This window comes from Solibacillus sp. FSL R5-0449 (assembly GCF_037975215.1).
In the GTDB taxonomy this organism is placed as follows: Bacteria; Bacillota; Bacilli; order Bacillales_A; family Planococcaceae; genus Solibacillus.
This window is the reverse complement of the sequence record NZ_CP150239.1, coordinates 1,747,995-1,764,914: the sequence shown is the minus strand read 5'-3', so window position 1 is coordinate 1,764,914 and position 16,920 is coordinate 1,747,995. Positions and strand designations below refer to the sequence as shown.

Sequence of the window (16,920 nt, the reverse complement as noted above, 5' to 3'; positions counted from 1 at the left end):
AAACCCCGATAAAAGCTAGACAGAAACTAAATAATAGAATGGAAGACCAAAAGTTCCGCAAAACGACACCTCGCAATTAACTGGAAAATAATGTTTTTGTATATAACGCCGTTAATAGGGGAGAAGTTGCAAAAAAAACAGCCGTATGCAAAATGACTACGGCTGCGCATTCATAATAATTATTGTGCTGGGTTTAATTCAAGTTCCACTTTAATTTTAATATCTTTACCAACTAATACGCCGCCCGTTTCAAGTGCAGCATTCCAAGTAAGACCGAATTCTTCACGGTCAATTTTCGTTTCCGCTTCAAAACCGTATACTTCTACACCCCATGGGTTTGTTCCTTTACCGCCATATTCTACATCAAATACGACCGGTTTTGTCACATCTTTTATTGTTAAATCGCCTGAAACTTTATAATCGTCACCGTCTTTTGTGATGTTTGTCGATTTAAATTTAATGTCAGGGTATTGTTCAATATCAAAGAATTCCGCCGATTTTAAATGGTTGTCGCGATCTCCATTGTTTGTATTAATACTTGTCGCATCGATAGTAATTTCAATATTTGCCGATGTTAAATCTTCTAAATTATCAACTTCTACATCCGCTGAATAATTAGTGAATTGACCTTTAACTTTCGATACCATCATATGCTTGACTTCAAAACCAATTGTTGAGTGTGCCTGATCGATTTGCCATTTTGCCATGATAAATTCCTCCCAACTTTTATGAAACCCAAGAAATTCTTTACCTTGAATTCGAGATAAATTTACCATAATAGGGTAGAAGTGTCAATTAAAATATAAGACTATTTGAATAATTCCAACATTTAGGCACGCATTAATTTTCCATCATTAATTTTGCAATATCTTCATCAAAACCGTCATTTCGTTTTAGTAATTCATCGATGACGAGTTTTTGTCGTTCTTTTGAATGACCTTGGCTCAGTTTTGCAGCAGCATCAATGGAGCTGATTCGCAGTTTGAACGGCACAATGCCTTTCAATAACCCGTTCATATATTTGGCGTCCACAGCATTTACATCATAGGAGCTATTCGGCCTCTCGTATTTTTCAATTAAACGTTGGAGGGATAGACGGATTTCTTCTTCATCCTCCATCATTTCGATATGGCCCTTTACATGGACGGTTACATAATTCCAGGTTGGAACTGAATCTTTCGTTTCATACCAGGAAGAAGAGATGTAGCTATGCGGGCCATTAAATATGGCGAGTACCTGTTGATCGAGAATATCTTTCCATTGAGAGTTGGCACGGGCAAAATGTCCGTATAGAAACTTTCGGTCTTCACTTAAATAGAGCGGTAAATGAGTCGCTTCCGGTACGCCTTGATGAATGGAAACAACTGTCGCAAAACTATATTCTTTAATAATTTGATGAATCTTTTGTTCATCTGTTAACTGATACTGCTTTGGAATAAACATCATTAACCTCACAAATGTTTTGTCATAATGAAATCGTTTTGTTCTTCTTCACCCATGAAAAAAGAATGGGAACCCGTTTTTTTAAAGCCTGCTTTTTCATAAAACGCAATGGCATTCAGGTTTTTTTCCCACACACCAAGCCAAATTTTGTTTTTGTTCTTTTCATTGGCTAATTTGATTGCTTCATCCATCAATACTTTCCCTAAGCCAAGCTTCTGAAAACGGCTTAAAATATAAATTCGCTCAACTTCCAGGGTATCTGGTCCTAACAATTCAGACTGTGCCTCATCTGTATTGATCTTTAAATAACCTGCCAGTTCTTCATCTACATAAAGTAATTTAAATAGCGACTGTTTATTTTCGAGCTCAGCTGTCAGTTTTTCACTTGAAAAAGCGGTGTTCAAATATACGGTCATACTTTCCTCGTTATTTTGATCATGGAAAGTCTCATAAAACGTATCCCGGCTGATTGTTTGTAAAGCGTCTAAATTTTCGGTAGTACATTGTTTTAGGTGAATGTTCATAATGATTACTCCTTAATAATTGTGTTTTTTCCTCGCTTTACATTTTCCCAATCTTTTAAAGAGATGTAAACCGATACTTTGGTAAAAAATAGTTGAGAACGGTATTGACAAAAGATTCTATCTATTGTTATAGTTGGAATAATTAATGGAGAGAGATGGTGATGAATATGACAAAATTACATGAGATTGAAACAATGCAATTATGCTTGTCATATGACATTCGCCACAATAGTGCCTTCTAAAATAGAAGAGTCACGCTTCTTTACTGTGCGTATGAAACCTTATGACTGGCAAAATTGCTGGTCATAAAGTTTTTTTGTTTGCCTGAAAAACAAAAACACGATCATACGCCATTAGGAGGCAATTCCATTGAATTTAAAACAATTAGGTTTTACAGCATTTTTTGAGTCACAACTTCAAACATTATCGGTTGATACGACGACAAAGCTTGTTGGTCGCGTCATACTCGAACATAAACATTCTTACCGCGTCCTGACAGAACAGGGCGAATATTTGGCAACGGTGTCCGGAAACTTTGCGTACCACGCCTTTTCAAGAAAAGATTACCCGGCTGTTGGCGATTTTGTCATTATTGAACAAATGCCGGGAGAAGAGCGTGCCATTATTCATCATTTATTTGACCGGAAATCCAAATTCACAAGAAAAATGGCGGGCCTTGAAGTCGATGAACAAATCGTGGCAACAAATGTTGATCTCATTTTACTTGTTATGAGTTTAAATGATGACTTCAATATACGCCGTTTGGAACGCTATTTAGTTGCTGCATGGGATTCAGGGGCAACACCGGTTATTGTCTTAACAAAAGCGGATCTATGCGTGGATGTCACACCTTATTTAAAAGAAATTGAATCGGTTGCTTTCGGTGTGGATATTTTGACGGTGAGCGCGCAGACTGGTGAAGGAATGGCTTCATTAAATGCGTTGTTAACTGAAGGGAAAACTGCCGCATTACTCGGATCTTCCGGTGCAGGGAAGTCAACACTTACGAACGCTTTGTTAAACACAGAACAAATGAAAGTGTCCACAATTCGTGAAGATGATGCAAAAGGCCGCCATACGACGACACACCGGGAACTTGTTGTTTTACCATCCGGTGTTTGCCTGATTGACACTCCTGGAATGCGGGAGTTGCAGCTTTGGGATCAGGGGGACAGTCTAACTGCAAGTTTTTCCGATATTGAACAGCTTACAGAAAACTGCAGATTTCGTGATTGTAAGCATAAAAATGAGCCCGGTTGTGCTGTATTGCAGGCAGTTGAAGAAGGGGCACTTGATGCTGCAAGGTTGACGAGCTTCTTTAAACTGCAGCGGGAACTTGCCTATATCGAGAAAAAGGCGAATACCGATGCCCAGCTTGCGGAAAAACGTAAATGGAAGCAACTATCAAAAAGCATTAAGAAAACGAGATAAATCACAAGCAGGTGTACAGACTTTGTGCATCTGCTTTTTTGGTGCGTTCTATTAACTTGAGCAGTCATTGAATATAAGGGAGATTGAGCTATACTTAATGAAGTAAAGAGATTACAGCACTATGATCGCTTCAAAAATGACGAATTGGAGATTAGTATCTAACCTTGTTATCGCTTACTATCAGGTAAGCGGTATTTTCATTTTCAATGTTATTACAATTCTCACCCGAAAAGTGAATCGATTGTTATAAAATATGCGTTTATATGTCTCAAATGCATATTTACAGGGAATAGTAAAATAGTAGAATGAAAACTAGTAATTAATAACATTTAGTAGTTGCTTTCTCTTAATAATTAAATAATGAAAAGAGATGAATTTCATGACAGTCACTGGTATTTTAACCGTCACCATATTTGCTTTAAATATACTGTTTGCCCTCGTATTAATCTTCATCAGCCGAAAAAGTGCTTCCTCTACATGGGCATGGTTATTTGTGCTCTTTTTCTTGCCGATTTTTGGTTTTATTTTATATTTACTGATCGGTCGGAATTTACAGAAGAAACATTTTGTACGATGGCATGCGGTCCAGCAGGAGGAATCACTGGAAACATTCCAGGATCAAAAGAATGCGCTGGAAGAAGGGACATACGAATTTCCGAATGCCATTACTAAAAAGCATGCTGCATTAATTAAGATGAATGTCGATTATAATCATTCATTACTGAGTTCGAAAAATGATGTCCAAATATTGGCGGAAGGAAAGGGAAAATTCCGTTCGGTCATTGAAGATATCGAAAATGCTAAACAGACCATTCATATTCAGTACTACATTTATAAAATGGATGATGTCGGTAAAAGTATTTTTAATGCGCTCGTTAAAAAAGCAAAAGAGGGCATTGAAGTGCAGATGATGTACGACGATTTAGGTTCGCGTACATTACGCAAAAAGGATCTGAAAAAATTAACGGATGCCGGTGGACAGGTGGAAGCGTATTTTTCATCGTATTTTAAGCTGTTTAACCCGCGTATCAATTTTAGGAATCACCGGAAACTCATTATTATTGACGGCAAGGTAGGATATATCGGCGGATTTAATGTCGGGAATGAATATGCCTGTCTGGATGACGATATCGGGTATTGGCGCGATACGCATTTGAGAATTGAAGGCAATTCCGTCTATAACATGCAGGCGCATTTTCTATTTGACTGGTACCAGGCGAGAAAAGAAGAGCTGACTGAAATCGAACAAAGATATTTTCCAACGTTTACAGTAGATGCGGACACACCTGTTCAAATTGTGTCGAGTGGCCCTGATACGGATTTTGAATCAATCAAAAACAGCTATATTCGGATGATTTTAAGTGCCAAAAAGTATGTTTACATTCAATCGCCATATTTTGTACCGGACGAACCATTTATGCATGCGGTTCAGATCGCTGCATCATCAGGTGTGGATGTGCGCATTATGACGCCCGAAGTAACCGATCATGCTTTCGTATACGGAGCCAATTCAGCATACAGCGGCGACTTATTGGAGGTTGGCGGTCGAGTGTACCGTTATAAAAAGGGCTTCCTTCATGCAAAAATGATTGTCATTGACGATGAAGTGGCGACAATTGGTACGGCTAATATTGATGTCCGCAGTTTTAGCCTGAATTTTGAAATTAACGCCATTCTTTATGATGCGGATTTGGCAAAAAAATGCAGAGAGCTGTTTGAAGCAGATATTAAAGACTGTTTTGAACTAACGAAGGAGCAATATGACGAACGCAGAACTTGGACGAAAATTCGAGAATCCGTTTCGCGTTTATTATCACCAATTTTATAAAGCTGAAGCTAGCCAATTCCAAAGGCTAGCTTTTTTATTTCTAAAACCGAAATATTTTCGAGCATTTTAACTTGTTTTTTAGTAAAATAAGAATTGAAATATAATTCAGAAAGTAGGTAATGGAATGGTGAATGTTAAATATCCTGAAGTTTGGGATTTGGATGTGTTTTTCCCTGGTGGTAGTGCTTCTCCACAATTAATCGAGCATATTGAAGGTTTGACGCCTAAACTTGAAGTATTAAAAGAGAAAGTCGATAAATTCGAAGTTCCACAAAACAGTGATGCAGCTTTAGAAATCCAATCGATTTTAGAAAGCATCAAAGAAGTAATGCTGCATATTTCTCAGGCAGGGGCAGTGCTTTCATGCTTAACTGCACAAGACACGACAGATCGTGAGGCATTATTGCTGCAAGGCCAATTATCCGGTATTGCTGCAAATTCATCGCCGATTTTAGAAAGTTTCAATCAGAAGTTGGGTCAAATCGAACAGGCGACTTTCGAAGCATTATTGCAGACAAAAGAATTAGCTCAATTTGAATTCATCTTAACGGAATGGCGTGAAAAATCAAAAGAGTCATTATCTGAAGAAGAAGAAGCGCTAATTTCAGCTTTAGGTGTTGATGGCTACAGTTCTTGGGGTCAACTATACAGTATGCTGATCGGCGATATTAAAGTGGAAGTAGAAGTAGATGGCGAAAAGAAATTACTGTCAGTTGGACAAGCGAACAATTTAAGCTCACATAAAGACCGTACAGTACGAAAAGCGGCTTTTGACGCATTGGAAAAGGTGTTTACAGAGCGTGAAGAGTTCTTTGCCAAAACATTGAATCACTTGGCAGGTTTCCGTTTAGCTGTCTATAAAAAGCGCGGCTGGGACTCGGTAACAAAAGAGCCTCTGCAAATTAACCGTATGAAACAGGAAACGATTGATGCAATGTGGGGTGCCATTACATCTCGTAAGGCAACATTTGCTGGTTACTTGCAGCATAAAGCAAATCTGTTAGGTACAGAGCAACTGGACTGGTTTGACTTTGATGCACCTGTTACGGATTCAAAAGCTACTATGTCCTACCAGGAGGGGGCCGAGTTTATCCTGAAGCATTTCGGCCGTTTTGGTTCAGAAATGGAAAGCTTTGCACGCATGGCATTTGAAGACGGATGGATTGAAGCGGAAGACCGTGATAACAAACGTCCGGGCGGTTTCTGTACAGGAATGCCGTTATCAGAACAATCTCGTATTTTTATGACTTACTCTGGTTCGATGTCAAATGTTTCGACACTGGCACATGAACTGGGGCATGCATTCCATTCGTATGCATTGCGCCCTGTTCATCCATTGAACCGTCGTTATGCAATGAATGTTGCTGAAACAGCTTCAACATTCGCAGAAATGATTGTTGCCGATGCAGCAGTTGAAGAAGCAACAACTGAACAAGAAAAGATTGCATTACTGGAAGATAAAGTTCAGCGTTCTGTTGCCTTCTTTATGAATATCCATGCACGTTACTTATTTGAAACTCGTTTCTATGATGAGCGTAAAAAAGGGATTGTCTCAACGAAACGTTTGAACGAACTGATGGAAGAAGCTCAAATTGAAGCACATGCAGGCGGTCTAGGTGAAACACATCCGCACTTCTGGGCATCAAAAATGCACTTCTATATTACAGGTGTACCGTTCTATAACTTCCCGTACACATTCGGCTATTTATTCTCATTAAGTATTTACGCGAAAGCAAAAGAAGAAGGTAAGGGCTTCGAAGAAAAGTATGTGGCTCTATTGCGTGATACAGCGATCATGACAGTTGAAGAATTGGCAATGAAGCATTTAGGTGAAGATATCACGAAAGAAGATTTCTGGTTAAAAGGAATCGCACTATGTGAAAAAGATGTTGAGGAATTTATTGCGTTAACATCTAAATAGATTGCAAAAAGGGGCTGTGAAAAACACAGCCTCTTTTATATTGATTATATTAGTAAGCTTATAGCGGTTTTTTATGAAGGGTAAACCCTACTGTATCAGCATCACGGATAGTGATCGTATACGTACCGCTTACTTGATCGTGCTTCACATCAATATTGTCCAAGCCTTTATCATAACGGAAGAGAATCTCACCTTCTGCCGATTTATAGACGACATGCAAATCATCCCGTTTCACTTCAAATGTGGGTGTAAAGTCAGGATTGCGGTCGGTAAACTCATTGATAAACAATTTGGCACCTTGCTCAACAAAATCTTCCCGATTCTCCAGAGGTGCGATTGCTTCGTAAATATTGTGGACCGAAGCATCAAGTTCAATATATTTCCCGTGTTCAAACTCTTCGTCAATTGCTCTTTGAAGTTGCGGAGTCTGCTCTTCGTTGAGCGATTCCGCGATTTTTTCATATAATTCCTTCATCAGCATTTTTGTTTTCTTTTTGTCGGAAGCGATTGGCGTAGCCTGCAGGAAAGTTTCCATGAAAAACTTCGCCGGTTCGCCATCCGATTGTTTATCCAGTACATAAACATTTTCTTCGAGCGGATCATAATTCATTCGGATAAGTGCACATTTTTGTACACGGCTGGATGCATCTGGTAATATATTTTCGATAGTTTTCAAATTCAATGTTTCCAAATCAATCTGGACTGCATCTTTCGGATCCAGCTTTAACAGTAAAATATAATCTTCGCCAATTAGTTCAATATGTGCAACAAAGACCGAACCGTTACTGTTCGATACCGTTTGCATAATTTGATACAGTTTATTTGATAAATCATTGGCTAATGATAGGAAATGAGTGTCATCTCGATATTCTACATAACGGTTCATTTTCGTCAGAATATCATTGTCCCGGTCTAAAAATTTACATGCAACAGATTTTGGACTATTCATCGTTGCATCTATGTATGATTCAAAAAACTGATTATACACTTCAGACTGAAGTGCGGATAAATCCATTGTTTCACTTGCAGATACAAAACGGCTTTGCTGCATATCCAGCAATGTAACAGCCATCCGTTTCATTTGGATTGATAATGTTGTTTCAACTTCATTCATCTTGACATAGCTCCTTTGAATTCCGATTTTTCAAGTATAGCGGACATTAATGAAATTTGCACGAGCCTAAATTCAGTTTACAAACGCGAACATATGTGTTATGATTAATTATGTGCTATTTTAGATAGTGCTATAAATGAATTGGCATTTCTGCTAGTGTTTTTGAAGATACTTATTCACACTGGCGCAAGCTTCAGGGCTGCAAGGACATAGTAGAAGGTTGGGACTATGTTGCTTAAGTTAGAAGAGATTAGTAGAATTTTACCGCGGTTAAAACTGGAGTTGTGCACTCCGAATAAATATAAATTCCCCGGATGATCGGGTTGAGACTTTCATTTATTTATAAATCTATCTATTAAATACTAAAGGGGTCCCCAATACTTGGGGGCCCCTTGTCCAATTCTCCGAATAAAAAACCATCCAAATCGGTTTGGATGGCGCTTAAGAAAATATTAGTCCGTGAAGCATAAAGAAGTCATATACCCAAGCATTAGTAATAATCCAAGACCCATAACAATGTCCATTTTTTTACAACCTCCCTTAATATAACCTACAATATCTTCCTTTTTTATTGTACAATGATTACAATAAAGATGAAACTATTTGTTGAAATATTCGTATATATTAAGGAAGAGTGTTTTAAAATTATACATAATAAAAGTGGGTGATAGACTTGAAAAAATGGATTTACAAATCTCTTGTTGTTTCTGTCGCGTTATTATCGTTTGGTTTAATTACACCAAAGCATGAAATTTGGGCAAATTTTGATGAAGACCGTCATGGGAAGTCTGTATTGGATCGTCCAAGCGATAACCATATTTCAGCTGCCTATCAGCTGGACGATATTATTGTTGATGAAAAACCGCTGCCAACAACCGATGACTTTGTGTCTGCAGCAAAAGAACAATCATACATAAAATTTGGAACAAAAGTCGGACCGGTTATTGAACAACAATTCGAAACTAATATTTTCCCTAAAATCGAAGAAGCGATTGCGATGACAGTGGACCGGATTGGCGATGATATGCTGCGTAACTTAACGGTTTCCGAAAAACCGAGTGGTGATTATTCAGAAAAAATCTTCCACATTGTTGACAATCAATCTAAAACAGACGTAATCCGTTTCCATGTGCGAACAGAGAACCGTCCTTTTGATGGCTACTACTACAATTTCCACTATCATACGTATGAAGACAATTATTCAAAGCATTACGACCTAGGCGAGATATACTGGAGCAAAAATACACCGCCTAAGTGGTTATCATAGCAATGCAGCACCCGTCAATAGGTCGGGTGCTTTTTTATGTACAACAAATATTCTCCACAATATTAGCATCTCATACTTTCTTTCCATCCATTACCAAAAGAAACCTCAGGAACCAAAGCTTAAATAGTTACCGATTGGCCAACCATTAGTTTAGGGAGTGGTAAGGTTGGAAAACAAATTCTTCGTAGGTTTATTTAATGGGCTGATTTTAAGTATAATATTATGGACCTCAATTTTCGGATGGATAAAATTAATTACCGGTTTATTATGAATTTTTTGAGAGAATTGCTTCCCAAGCTTTTAATTCCTTAAAAAGACCAGGTACTCATTACAGAGCCTGGTCTTTTTTAGTATTTAATTTTTATTACTTTTCATTTTCTTCATTTTTGTTGTTTTTGTTCTTTTGCTTTGCGTATTCTGAGAAATCAGCTTCTTTCCCAGCTTCCATATTATAGTTCGGTCTATTTGTTGCTCTTGTATGTGTAACGGTTGCATTGTCCTCTTCATCAAGGTTTTTCATTAACAGCGGAATGCATGCAAGACCGGCAAGACCGACAAGTGCATAAATGATTCGTGATAATCCGGCAGTTTGTCCGCCAAATAAAGATGCGACTAGATCAAATTTGAAAAAGCCGATAAGTCCCCAGTTAATTGCTCCAATAATTACGAGTACGAGGGCAATTCTATATAATGCTCCCATTTAAAACATCTCCTTTATTTTAGATAAAGAAGTTCATCGGTATGTAAATCACATACTAAAGAAATTCAAGTATCTATTTCTGCTTGTATTTTTCCCGGTAACTGCTTGTTTATACTTCATTTTTTTTAAAAGAAAATGTATCAAAATACGAATAAAAAAGGTCACTTAAAAATAAAAATAATTAAAAATAGGAATTAATATCTGCAGCAATCTGAAGGGAAATATATAGTTCTGATTTCGTAATAATTAATGCGAAAGTTATTTATTTAACGTTGTTAGTAGAGTATTTGGAGATTTATCATATTATTACTATGAGGATGGAAAAAGAACCTTTATTTTTTCGTGTAATTTACGAAAAATTTGAAAATTAAAGGTGAATTTTTATGTAACTCGAGGTATAATATTTGTATACTATAGTAAAAAGGAGGACTGCCGATGATAACCGGTCAGTTAGGGCGAGCATTCCAATTAGCGGAAAAACATAAGCTCGACGTAAATACAATTTTGGAATTAACAAAAATTATTGCGAAAGAAGTTAATGGTACTCAAAAAATTGAGGACAAAATTTTACTTCAAATGATTCAAATTCTTGAAAACAACAAAACAATACTTAGGGAGGCAACATAAAAATTGACGCAAACGATTGAGCTATACGATGACTTAGACACATTTGACTAAAGGCGCTACTCAGCAGACGAAATACGAGTAGCGCCTTTTATTGTGCACTTTTTTAATACATACAGATTGATTTCTATATCACATATTAAAATTCTATGTAGTCTTTTCGGTTCGATTTTGCAGATTATGTGTTATTCTCATCATAAGTCTATATAATAAACACGGAGAACATTCTTTAGGAGTGAAAATATTGACACATGCAGATCATACATATTTAAATTTATTGCAATATATTATGGACAACGGTACCGATAAATCTGACCGTACAGGAACAGGGACACGCAGCGTTTTTGGCTATCAGATGCGCTTTAATTTACAGGAAGGCTTTCCGCTTCTAACGACGAAGCGCGTGCCATTCAAACTCGTGGCAAGTGAACTTCTATGGTTTATAAAAGGGGATACGAATATTCGCTATTTGCTTCAGAATAATAACCATATATGGGACGAATGGGCATTCAAAAAGTGGGTAGAATCAGAAGAGTACAGTGGACCTGATATGAGCGATTTTGGAAGACGCTGCCTGATCGATGAAGGATTTAATGAACAGTATCAAACAGAGCTTTCTTCGTTTTGTGAACGCGTATTACATGATGATGAATTTGCTTCGAAATACGGTGATTTGGGTAATGTTTATGGGAAACAGTGGCGTAATTGGACAACATCAGAAGGTGAATCGATCGATCAATTACAGGATGCAATCGATTTAATTAAACATAACCCGGATTCCCGTCGCATTATCGTAAATGCGTGGAATCCGGAAGATGTGATCGATGCAGGAGGAAAGGGCAGTAAAGCGGCTTTACCGCCATGCCATGCCATGTTCCAATTTTATGTTGCTGACGGTAAATTAAGCTGTATGCTTACACAGCGAAGTGCGGATTCATTTCTTGGGGTACCATTCAACATTGCGAGCTATGCATTGCTGACGCATTTAATCGCGCATGAATGTGGGCTTGAGGTTGGTGAGTTTGTGCATAGCATGGCCGATACCCATATTTATTCAAACCATTTTGAACAAGTAAAAGAACAGCTTACACGTGAACCGAAGCAATTGCCGATCTTAAAGTTAAATCTGGAAAAGCAATCGATCTTTGATTTTGAAATGGAAGACATTTCGTTGGAGGGGTATCATCCGCATCCATCAATTAAAGCACCGATTGCGGTATAAAGGGGGATCTCCATGATTTCATTAATCGTAGCGCATGATGAAAACCGGGTTATTGGCTATCAAAACGATTTGCCGTGGTATTTACCTGGGGATTTGAAATACTTTAAGGAAATGACAATGGGAAAACCGATGATTATGGGCCGGAAAACCTATGATTCAATCGGACGACCATTACCTGGCCGCCGAAATATTGTCATTACAAGGAATGAAGACTTTACAGCTGAAGGAATCGAAGTTGTAGGGAGCCTGGATGAAGCGTTGGCGCTTGTTGAAGGTGAAGAAGAAGTGATGATTATTGGCGGTGCTCAAATATTTGAGCAATCGATGGCAATTGCCGATCGATTATATATTACGCTCATCAATCACAGCTTTAAAGGGGACACTTATTTCCCGTCATACGATGAATGGAAAAAAGTATCATGTCTTGAACCGATTGAGTCAGAAGATGGCTATACATTCCAGTATTGTATTTATGAAAAATAACTGTAAAAGGACATGCTGAATCAATTTTTCAGCATGTCCTTTACTTTTATATTAAATAAATATATACACAAGCCACCATGCATCCACATCCAGCAATAACGAATAAATGCCAAATTGCATGATTGTACGGAAGGCGGGTCCATGCATAAAAAATTGCCCCAAATGTAAACAGCAATCCGCCAATAAGCATCAGCATAAAACCATCAAACGTTAAATATTCATATAGTGGCCGTATAGCGAAAATGATAAGCCAGCCCATGAAAATATAAAGCAGCAATGACAATTTCTCGAATCGGTGAATGAACAAACATTTGAACACAACGCCTAATATGGCAATAAACCAAATAATACACAGCATGACAATGCCTGTCACGCCCCCGATTGCAATTAGTAAAAACGGGGTATAAGTACCAGCAATCAATATATAAATTGATGAATGGTCCAGTATTGAAAAGAACCGTTTATATTTTTCCGGAACACTATGTAATAATGTCGACATTAGAAACAGTAAAATTAAAGATGCGCCAAAAATAGCGTAGGAAGTAATATGTACTGCCGTGCCGTATACTGATGAATGGATGATTAATAGTATGCAGGCAGGTATGCTGATGGCAAGCCCAATCCCATGTGTAATGGCATTCCAAAGTTCTTCTTTCCAGTTTTTATAGTCAAATGCGTCTAAATTGTGCATGTGTCATCACGCTCCTCTATATTAGTATAACAATTAATCAAATTATTCGTGATAGATGGATGTCATGATGTTATACTGCTATATGTCATATGTAAATAGTGATAAACGGGGTCATTCTTCAATGACAAATGTCATATTGGTAAACAAATATGATTTCTTTATAATAGTAAGGAAGATAGATAAAGGATGTGTTTTCTTTGAGTCAAATTCATATCGTAACAGATTCAACTTGCGATTTAACAGACGCAGAAATTCAGGAACATGGAATTCATGTAGTACCACTAACAGTTCAAATTGATGAAAAAACGTATACAGATCGTGTAAATTTGCAACCGGATACATTTATTGAGTTACTAAAAACAGCAAAAGAACTGCCAAAAAGTTCTCAGCCGTCTCCAGGTGCATTTAAAGAATTATATGACGAACTTGGAAAAGATGGTTCAAAAATTGTATCGATCCATATGACAGGCAATATGAGCGGTACCTATCAGTCAGCCAATCAAGCATCACAAATGAGTGATTCTGACGTTACTGTAATAGATTCACGTTATATAGCTTTTGGATTGGCATTCCAGCTTCGTGAAGCGATCCGTTTACGCAATGCAGGTGCTTCTGTGGAGGAAATTGTTGCAGGTGTGAATCGAGTACGTGAAAACACACGTCTTTTTGTTGCATTGGACACATTGGAAAACATGGTGAAGGGCGGCCGAATCGGAAAAGGTAAGGCAGTTGTCAGTTCTTTGTTGAATATTAAGCCGATTGGTCACTTGGATATTGGGGAAGTGACGATTTGTGCAAAACCGCGCAGTTATAAGCAAGTGGTGAAATATTTAATGAGTGAATTTGAAAAGGATACTCAAGGCAAAAAAGTGGCAGGTGTCGGCATCTCCCATGCAAATTCGTTGGATACTTTAGTGAATCCGTTGATTGAACAGGTAAAAGCAACAGGCTATACAGGGCAAGTTGAAGTTGCCTTTACTTCGCCGGTTATCAGTACACATACAGGTGAAGGTGCAATCGGTTTTATTTATTATACAGAATAGGTAAAAGGTAATTCTAAAGAATATTAACTTTAGAATTACTTTTTTTGTAAAGTGAAAAAATATTTTCTGATATATCACTATTTTTATAGGCAAAACATTCCTAAAGATAAGGAAAATATTTTATAATGAAATAACAAAATAAAAAGGGGGAAGTTGCATGTGGCGGTTAGTACTCACATCATTAGCTGTCATTTTCTTGTCCGCATGCTCCGTTACAATTGACCCACAAATAGAAGAAGCACAACAATCCGACAATTCATCCAGTGATAATAATGAGTTGTCTATATCAGAAGAAGAAGCCGAAAACGAAGAAACAGTCGCAACGAGCTTTTTTGATATTATAAATGATGTATTTCAACTAGACTGGTCTGATCGTAAGGAAGAAAATGCACAATCGGTTTTTTATTTAGCATTAGGTGATTCACTTACACGTGGTGTTGGAGATGAAACACAGGATTATGGCTATACAATTCGTCTGCAGCAGGAGCTGGAAAAATGGCCGATGGTAGAGGAAGTGGAACTCGATAATCGAGGTAAAAATGGTAGACGCAGTGACCAGCTGCTAAGTCTACTTGAGCGTGGCCACTATGAAGAAGAGCTGCAAAAAGCAAATCTGATTACGATTACGCTCGGTGGTAATGATGTAATGAAAATTGTTAAAAAGAATTTGTTTTCAATGAAAAAATCTATGTTTGATAAGGAATTGCCCCGCTTTGCTGAGCGTTACGAAAAAGTCATAGCTGAAATTCGCAAAGTAAATCCTGAGGCACCGATTATTTTAGTCGGGTTTTATAATCCCTTTTCAATCGTAGTCGATGAAATAACACCTTTTGATCCGATTATTTCGGAGTGGAATGAAGAAATCGAAAAGCTTGCTGCCACAGATGAAAATGCGTGTTTCGTATCTGTAGAGGATTTATTTGTATCAAATGAGGATATGGTATATCATGTAGACTTCTTTCATCCGAATAGCACAGGATATGATCGTATGACAAAGCGTATCATTGAAACAATGCAACAATGTGATATTGAGCAGATGTCAGACGGTTTATTAGGATTTGAGGAGTGAGAAGATGAACAAATGGAAAGTCGCATTTTTACTATTGGCTGGAGCAGTACTCATAACATTCGCCACATTGCTCTATTTAATAACTGCCGACGTTAAACAGGCTACCGAACAGCCGCCACTCCAAGTAGAGGGCAATATACTGACGGTAGAAACGACAGCGAAAGAATTCGAAGCAATTGCAAAACAATATTTATCGGAAGCTATGAACCAGTCACCGGTTCCAGTAGAGCTGACAGTGGATGATAAAATCTATTTATACAGTACTTTAACTGTTTTTAATATTGAATTACCGATACAGATGGATTTCATCCCAGTTGTAAATAATGGTAATATTACACTGAGTCAAGAGGCTGTCCATGTGGGCAAGGTAAATATTCCTCCGAAAACGGTTCTGAAAATGATTGATGATGCGGTTAATTTTCCAAACTGGATAACGGTAAAGCCAAATGACGAAGAAATATATGTGGATCTGTCGCGCATTAATATCGCAAGTGGTTCGAGAGTGCGCGCAAAGGAAATTGATTTACCGAATGATAAAATAGAGTTGGAAGTAGTTATTCCAAACCAGACGAAGTAAAATAGGAGGTAATTTTAATGGCATATGAAAAAGCGACATTTGCAGGGGGCTGCTTTTGGTGTATGGTAAAGCCATTTGACCAACAGCCCGGTATTATAGAAGTCGTTTCCGGTTACACGGGCGGTCATGTTGAAAACCCGACATACGAACAAGTATGCAGTGAAACAACGGGGCATCTCGAGGCAGTTCAGATTACGTTTGATCCTGAAATTTATCCGTATGAAAAACTGGTTGAACTTTATTGGACACTGATTGATCCGACAGATGCAGGCGGTCAATTTTATGACCGTGGCGAATCATACACTACGGCGATTTTTTACCATGATGATGTCCAAAAGCAGATTGCGGAACTATCCAAGTCCAAACTGGAGGCGAGCGGTAAATTCAGATCACCGATTGCTGTTAAAATACTTGAAGCAAAGCCATTTTACGCAGCGGAAGATTATCATCAGCACTATTATAAAAAGAATCCGGCACATTACGAACGCTATTCTGTAGGTTCTGGACGTGCAGGATTTATCGAAAAACACTGGGGGTCGAAATAAATGAATAAAGAGCAGCGTTTAAAAGAATTAACAGATATGCAGTATCATGTTACTCAAAACCAAGGAACGGAACCTCCATTCCGCAATGAGTACAATGATGTTTTCGAAGATGGTATCTATGTGGATATCGTTTCAGGAAAGCCACTTTTCAGTTCAAAAGACAAATATGATGCAGGATGCGGCTGGCCATCTTTTTCAAAGCCAATTGAGTCAGTGGAGGTAACAGAGCATTTTGATACATCACACGGAATGCGTCGTGTGGAAGTCCGCAGTAAAACAGCCGATTCCCATTTAGGCCATGTATTTCCTGATGGTCCACAAGAATTGGGTGGATTGCGTTATTGCATTAACTCAGCGGCATTGCGCTTTATTCCGGTAGAGGATCTTGAAAAAGAAGGTTATGCTGAATATAAATCATTGTTTGAATAAAAAAACTCG

At 37.9% G+C, this 16,920-nt stretch carries 18 protein-coding genes; 12 read left to right on the top strand and 6 right to left on the bottom strand.

Annotated elements, in window-relative coordinates:
• Window positions 1-179: 179 nt before the first annotated feature.
• From MKY27_RS08585 to MKY27_RS08575, 3 genes are all read right to left on the bottom strand, one after another.
• Window positions 180-707, bottom strand: a complete 528-nt coding sequence (locus MKY27_RS08585; protein ID WP_339176523.1) for a YceI family protein — start codon at window positions 705-707, stop codon at window positions 180-182.
• 133 nt (window positions 708-840) lie between these two features.
• On the bottom strand, window positions 841-1,443 hold the full coding sequence (locus MKY27_RS08580) for an FMN-binding negative transcriptional regulator (protein WP_339199504.1): 603 nt from the start codon (window positions 1,441-1,443) through the stop codon (window positions 841-843).
• 8 nt (window positions 1,444-1,451) lie between these two features.
• Window positions 1,452-1,967 (bottom strand): GNAT family N-acetyltransferase, encoded by a 516-nt coding sequence (locus tag MKY27_RS08575; RefSeq protein WP_339199502.1) that lies wholly within the window; start codon window positions 1,965-1,967, stop codon window positions 1,452-1,454.
• A gap of 369 nt (window positions 1,968-2,336) precedes the next feature.
• On the opposite strand from MKY27_RS08575, the gene rsgA reads away from it, so the two are divergent.
• From rsgA to MKY27_RS08560, 3 genes are all read left to right on the top strand, one after another.
• On the top strand, window positions 2,337-3,398 hold the full coding sequence (gene rsgA / locus MKY27_RS08570) for a ribosome small subunit-dependent GTPase A (protein ID WP_339199499.1): 1,062 nt from the start codon (window positions 2,337-2,339) through the stop codon (window positions 3,396-3,398).
• Window positions 3,399-3,777: 379 nt separating this feature from the next.
• Entirely contained in the window at window positions 3,778-5,226 is a 1,449-nt protein-coding gene (gene cls / locus MKY27_RS08565) for a cardiolipin synthase (RefSeq protein WP_339199497.1), read from the top strand.
• A gap of 124 nt (window positions 5,227-5,350) precedes the next feature.
• Window positions 5,351-7,147, top strand: coding sequence for a M3 family oligoendopeptidase (locus MKY27_RS08560; protein WP_339199493.1), 1,797 nt, complete (start codon window positions 5,351-5,353; stop codon window positions 7,145-7,147).
• Window positions 7,148-7,205: 58 nt separating this feature from the next.
• Here the strand turns inward: MKY27_RS08560 and MKY27_RS08555 are convergent, their stop codons facing one another.
• The gene (locus MKY27_RS08555; RefSeq protein WP_339199490.1) at window positions 7,206-8,261 is read right to left on the bottom strand and encodes a nucleoid-associated protein; all 1,056 of its coding nucleotides are present in this window, start codon (window positions 8,259-8,261) and stop codon (window positions 7,206-7,208) included.
• A gap of 673 nt (window positions 8,262-8,934) precedes the next feature.
• On the opposite strand from MKY27_RS08555, the gene MKY27_RS08550 reads away from it, so the two are divergent.
• Window positions 8,935-9,528, top strand: coding sequence for a YpjP family protein (locus tag MKY27_RS08550; protein ID WP_339199487.1), 594 nt, complete (start codon window positions 8,935-8,937; stop codon window positions 9,526-9,528).
• 364 nt (window positions 9,529-9,892) lie between these two features.
• Here the strand turns inward: MKY27_RS08550 and MKY27_RS08545 are convergent, their stop codons facing one another.
• Window positions 9,893-10,228, bottom strand: a complete 336-nt coding sequence (locus MKY27_RS08545; protein WP_339199484.1) for a DUF378 domain-containing protein — start codon at window positions 10,226-10,228, stop codon at window positions 9,893-9,895.
• Between the two features lie 435 nt (window positions 10,229-10,663).
• Here MKY27_RS08545 and MKY27_RS08540 point away from each other — a divergent pair, with 435 nt between their 5' ends.
• The 3 genes from MKY27_RS08540 to MKY27_RS08530 all read left to right on the top strand — a co-directional run bounded on the left by MKY27_RS08540 (window position 10,664) and on the right by MKY27_RS08530 (window position 12,557).
• Window positions 10,664-10,855, top strand: coding sequence for an ABC transporter permease (locus tag MKY27_RS08540; protein ID WP_079526843.1), 192 nt, complete (start codon window positions 10,664-10,666; stop codon window positions 10,853-10,855).
• A 241-nt stretch (window positions 10,856-11,096) separates the two neighbouring features.
• A complete protein-coding gene (locus tag MKY27_RS08535; protein ID WP_339199481.1) occupies window positions 11,097-12,074 on the top strand; it encodes a thymidylate synthase in 978 nt (325 codons plus the stop codon).
• Between the two features lie 12 nt (window positions 12,075-12,086).
• Window positions 12,087-12,557 (top strand): dihydrofolate reductase, encoded by a 471-nt coding sequence (locus MKY27_RS08530; protein ID WP_339176513.1) that lies wholly within the window; start codon window positions 12,087-12,089, stop codon window positions 12,555-12,557.
• A 46-nt stretch (window positions 12,558-12,603) separates the two neighbouring features.
• Here the strand turns inward: MKY27_RS08530 and MKY27_RS08525 are convergent, their stop codons facing one another.
• Complete coding sequence (locus MKY27_RS08525) at window positions 12,604-13,248, bottom strand: hemolysin III family protein (RefSeq protein WP_339176511.1); 645 nt, start codon at window positions 13,246-13,248, stop codon at window positions 12,604-12,606.
• A 197-nt stretch (window positions 13,249-13,445) separates the two neighbouring features.
• Here MKY27_RS08525 and MKY27_RS08520 point away from each other — a divergent pair, with 197 nt between their 5' ends.
• The 5 genes from MKY27_RS08520 to msrB all read left to right on the top strand — a co-directional run bounded on the left by MKY27_RS08520 (window position 13,446) and on the right by msrB (window position 16,911).
• Complete coding sequence (locus MKY27_RS08520) at window positions 13,446-14,291, top strand: DegV family protein (protein ID WP_339199480.1); 846 nt, start codon at window positions 13,446-13,448, stop codon at window positions 14,289-14,291.
• A gap of 157 nt (window positions 14,292-14,448) precedes the next feature.
• Window positions 14,449-15,360 carry a GDSL-type esterase/lipase family protein gene (locus tag MKY27_RS08515; protein WP_339176508.1) on the top strand — a complete coding sequence of 304 codons (912 nt, stop codon included), beginning with the start codon at window positions 14,449-14,451 and terminating at the stop codon, window positions 15,358-15,360.
• A 4-nt stretch (window positions 15,361-15,364) separates the two neighbouring features.
• Window positions 15,365-15,937 carry a YpmS family protein gene (locus tag MKY27_RS08510; protein ID WP_339199477.1) on the top strand — a complete coding sequence of 191 codons (573 nt, stop codon included), beginning with the start codon at window positions 15,365-15,367 and terminating at the stop codon, window positions 15,935-15,937.
• 17 nt (window positions 15,938-15,954) lie between these two features.
• The gene (gene msrA, locus MKY27_RS08505; RefSeq protein WP_339176506.1) at window positions 15,955-16,482 is read left to right on the top strand and encodes a peptide-methionine (S)-S-oxide reductase MsrA; all 528 of its coding nucleotides are present in this window, start codon (window positions 15,955-15,957) and stop codon (window positions 16,480-16,482) included.
• Entirely contained in the window at window positions 16,483-16,911 is a 429-nt protein-coding gene (msrB, locus tag MKY27_RS08500) for a peptide-methionine (R)-S-oxide reductase MsrB (protein WP_339199474.1), read from the top strand. It begins immediately after the preceding gene.
• The last annotated feature ends 9 nt before the right edge of the window (window positions 16,912-16,920 follow it).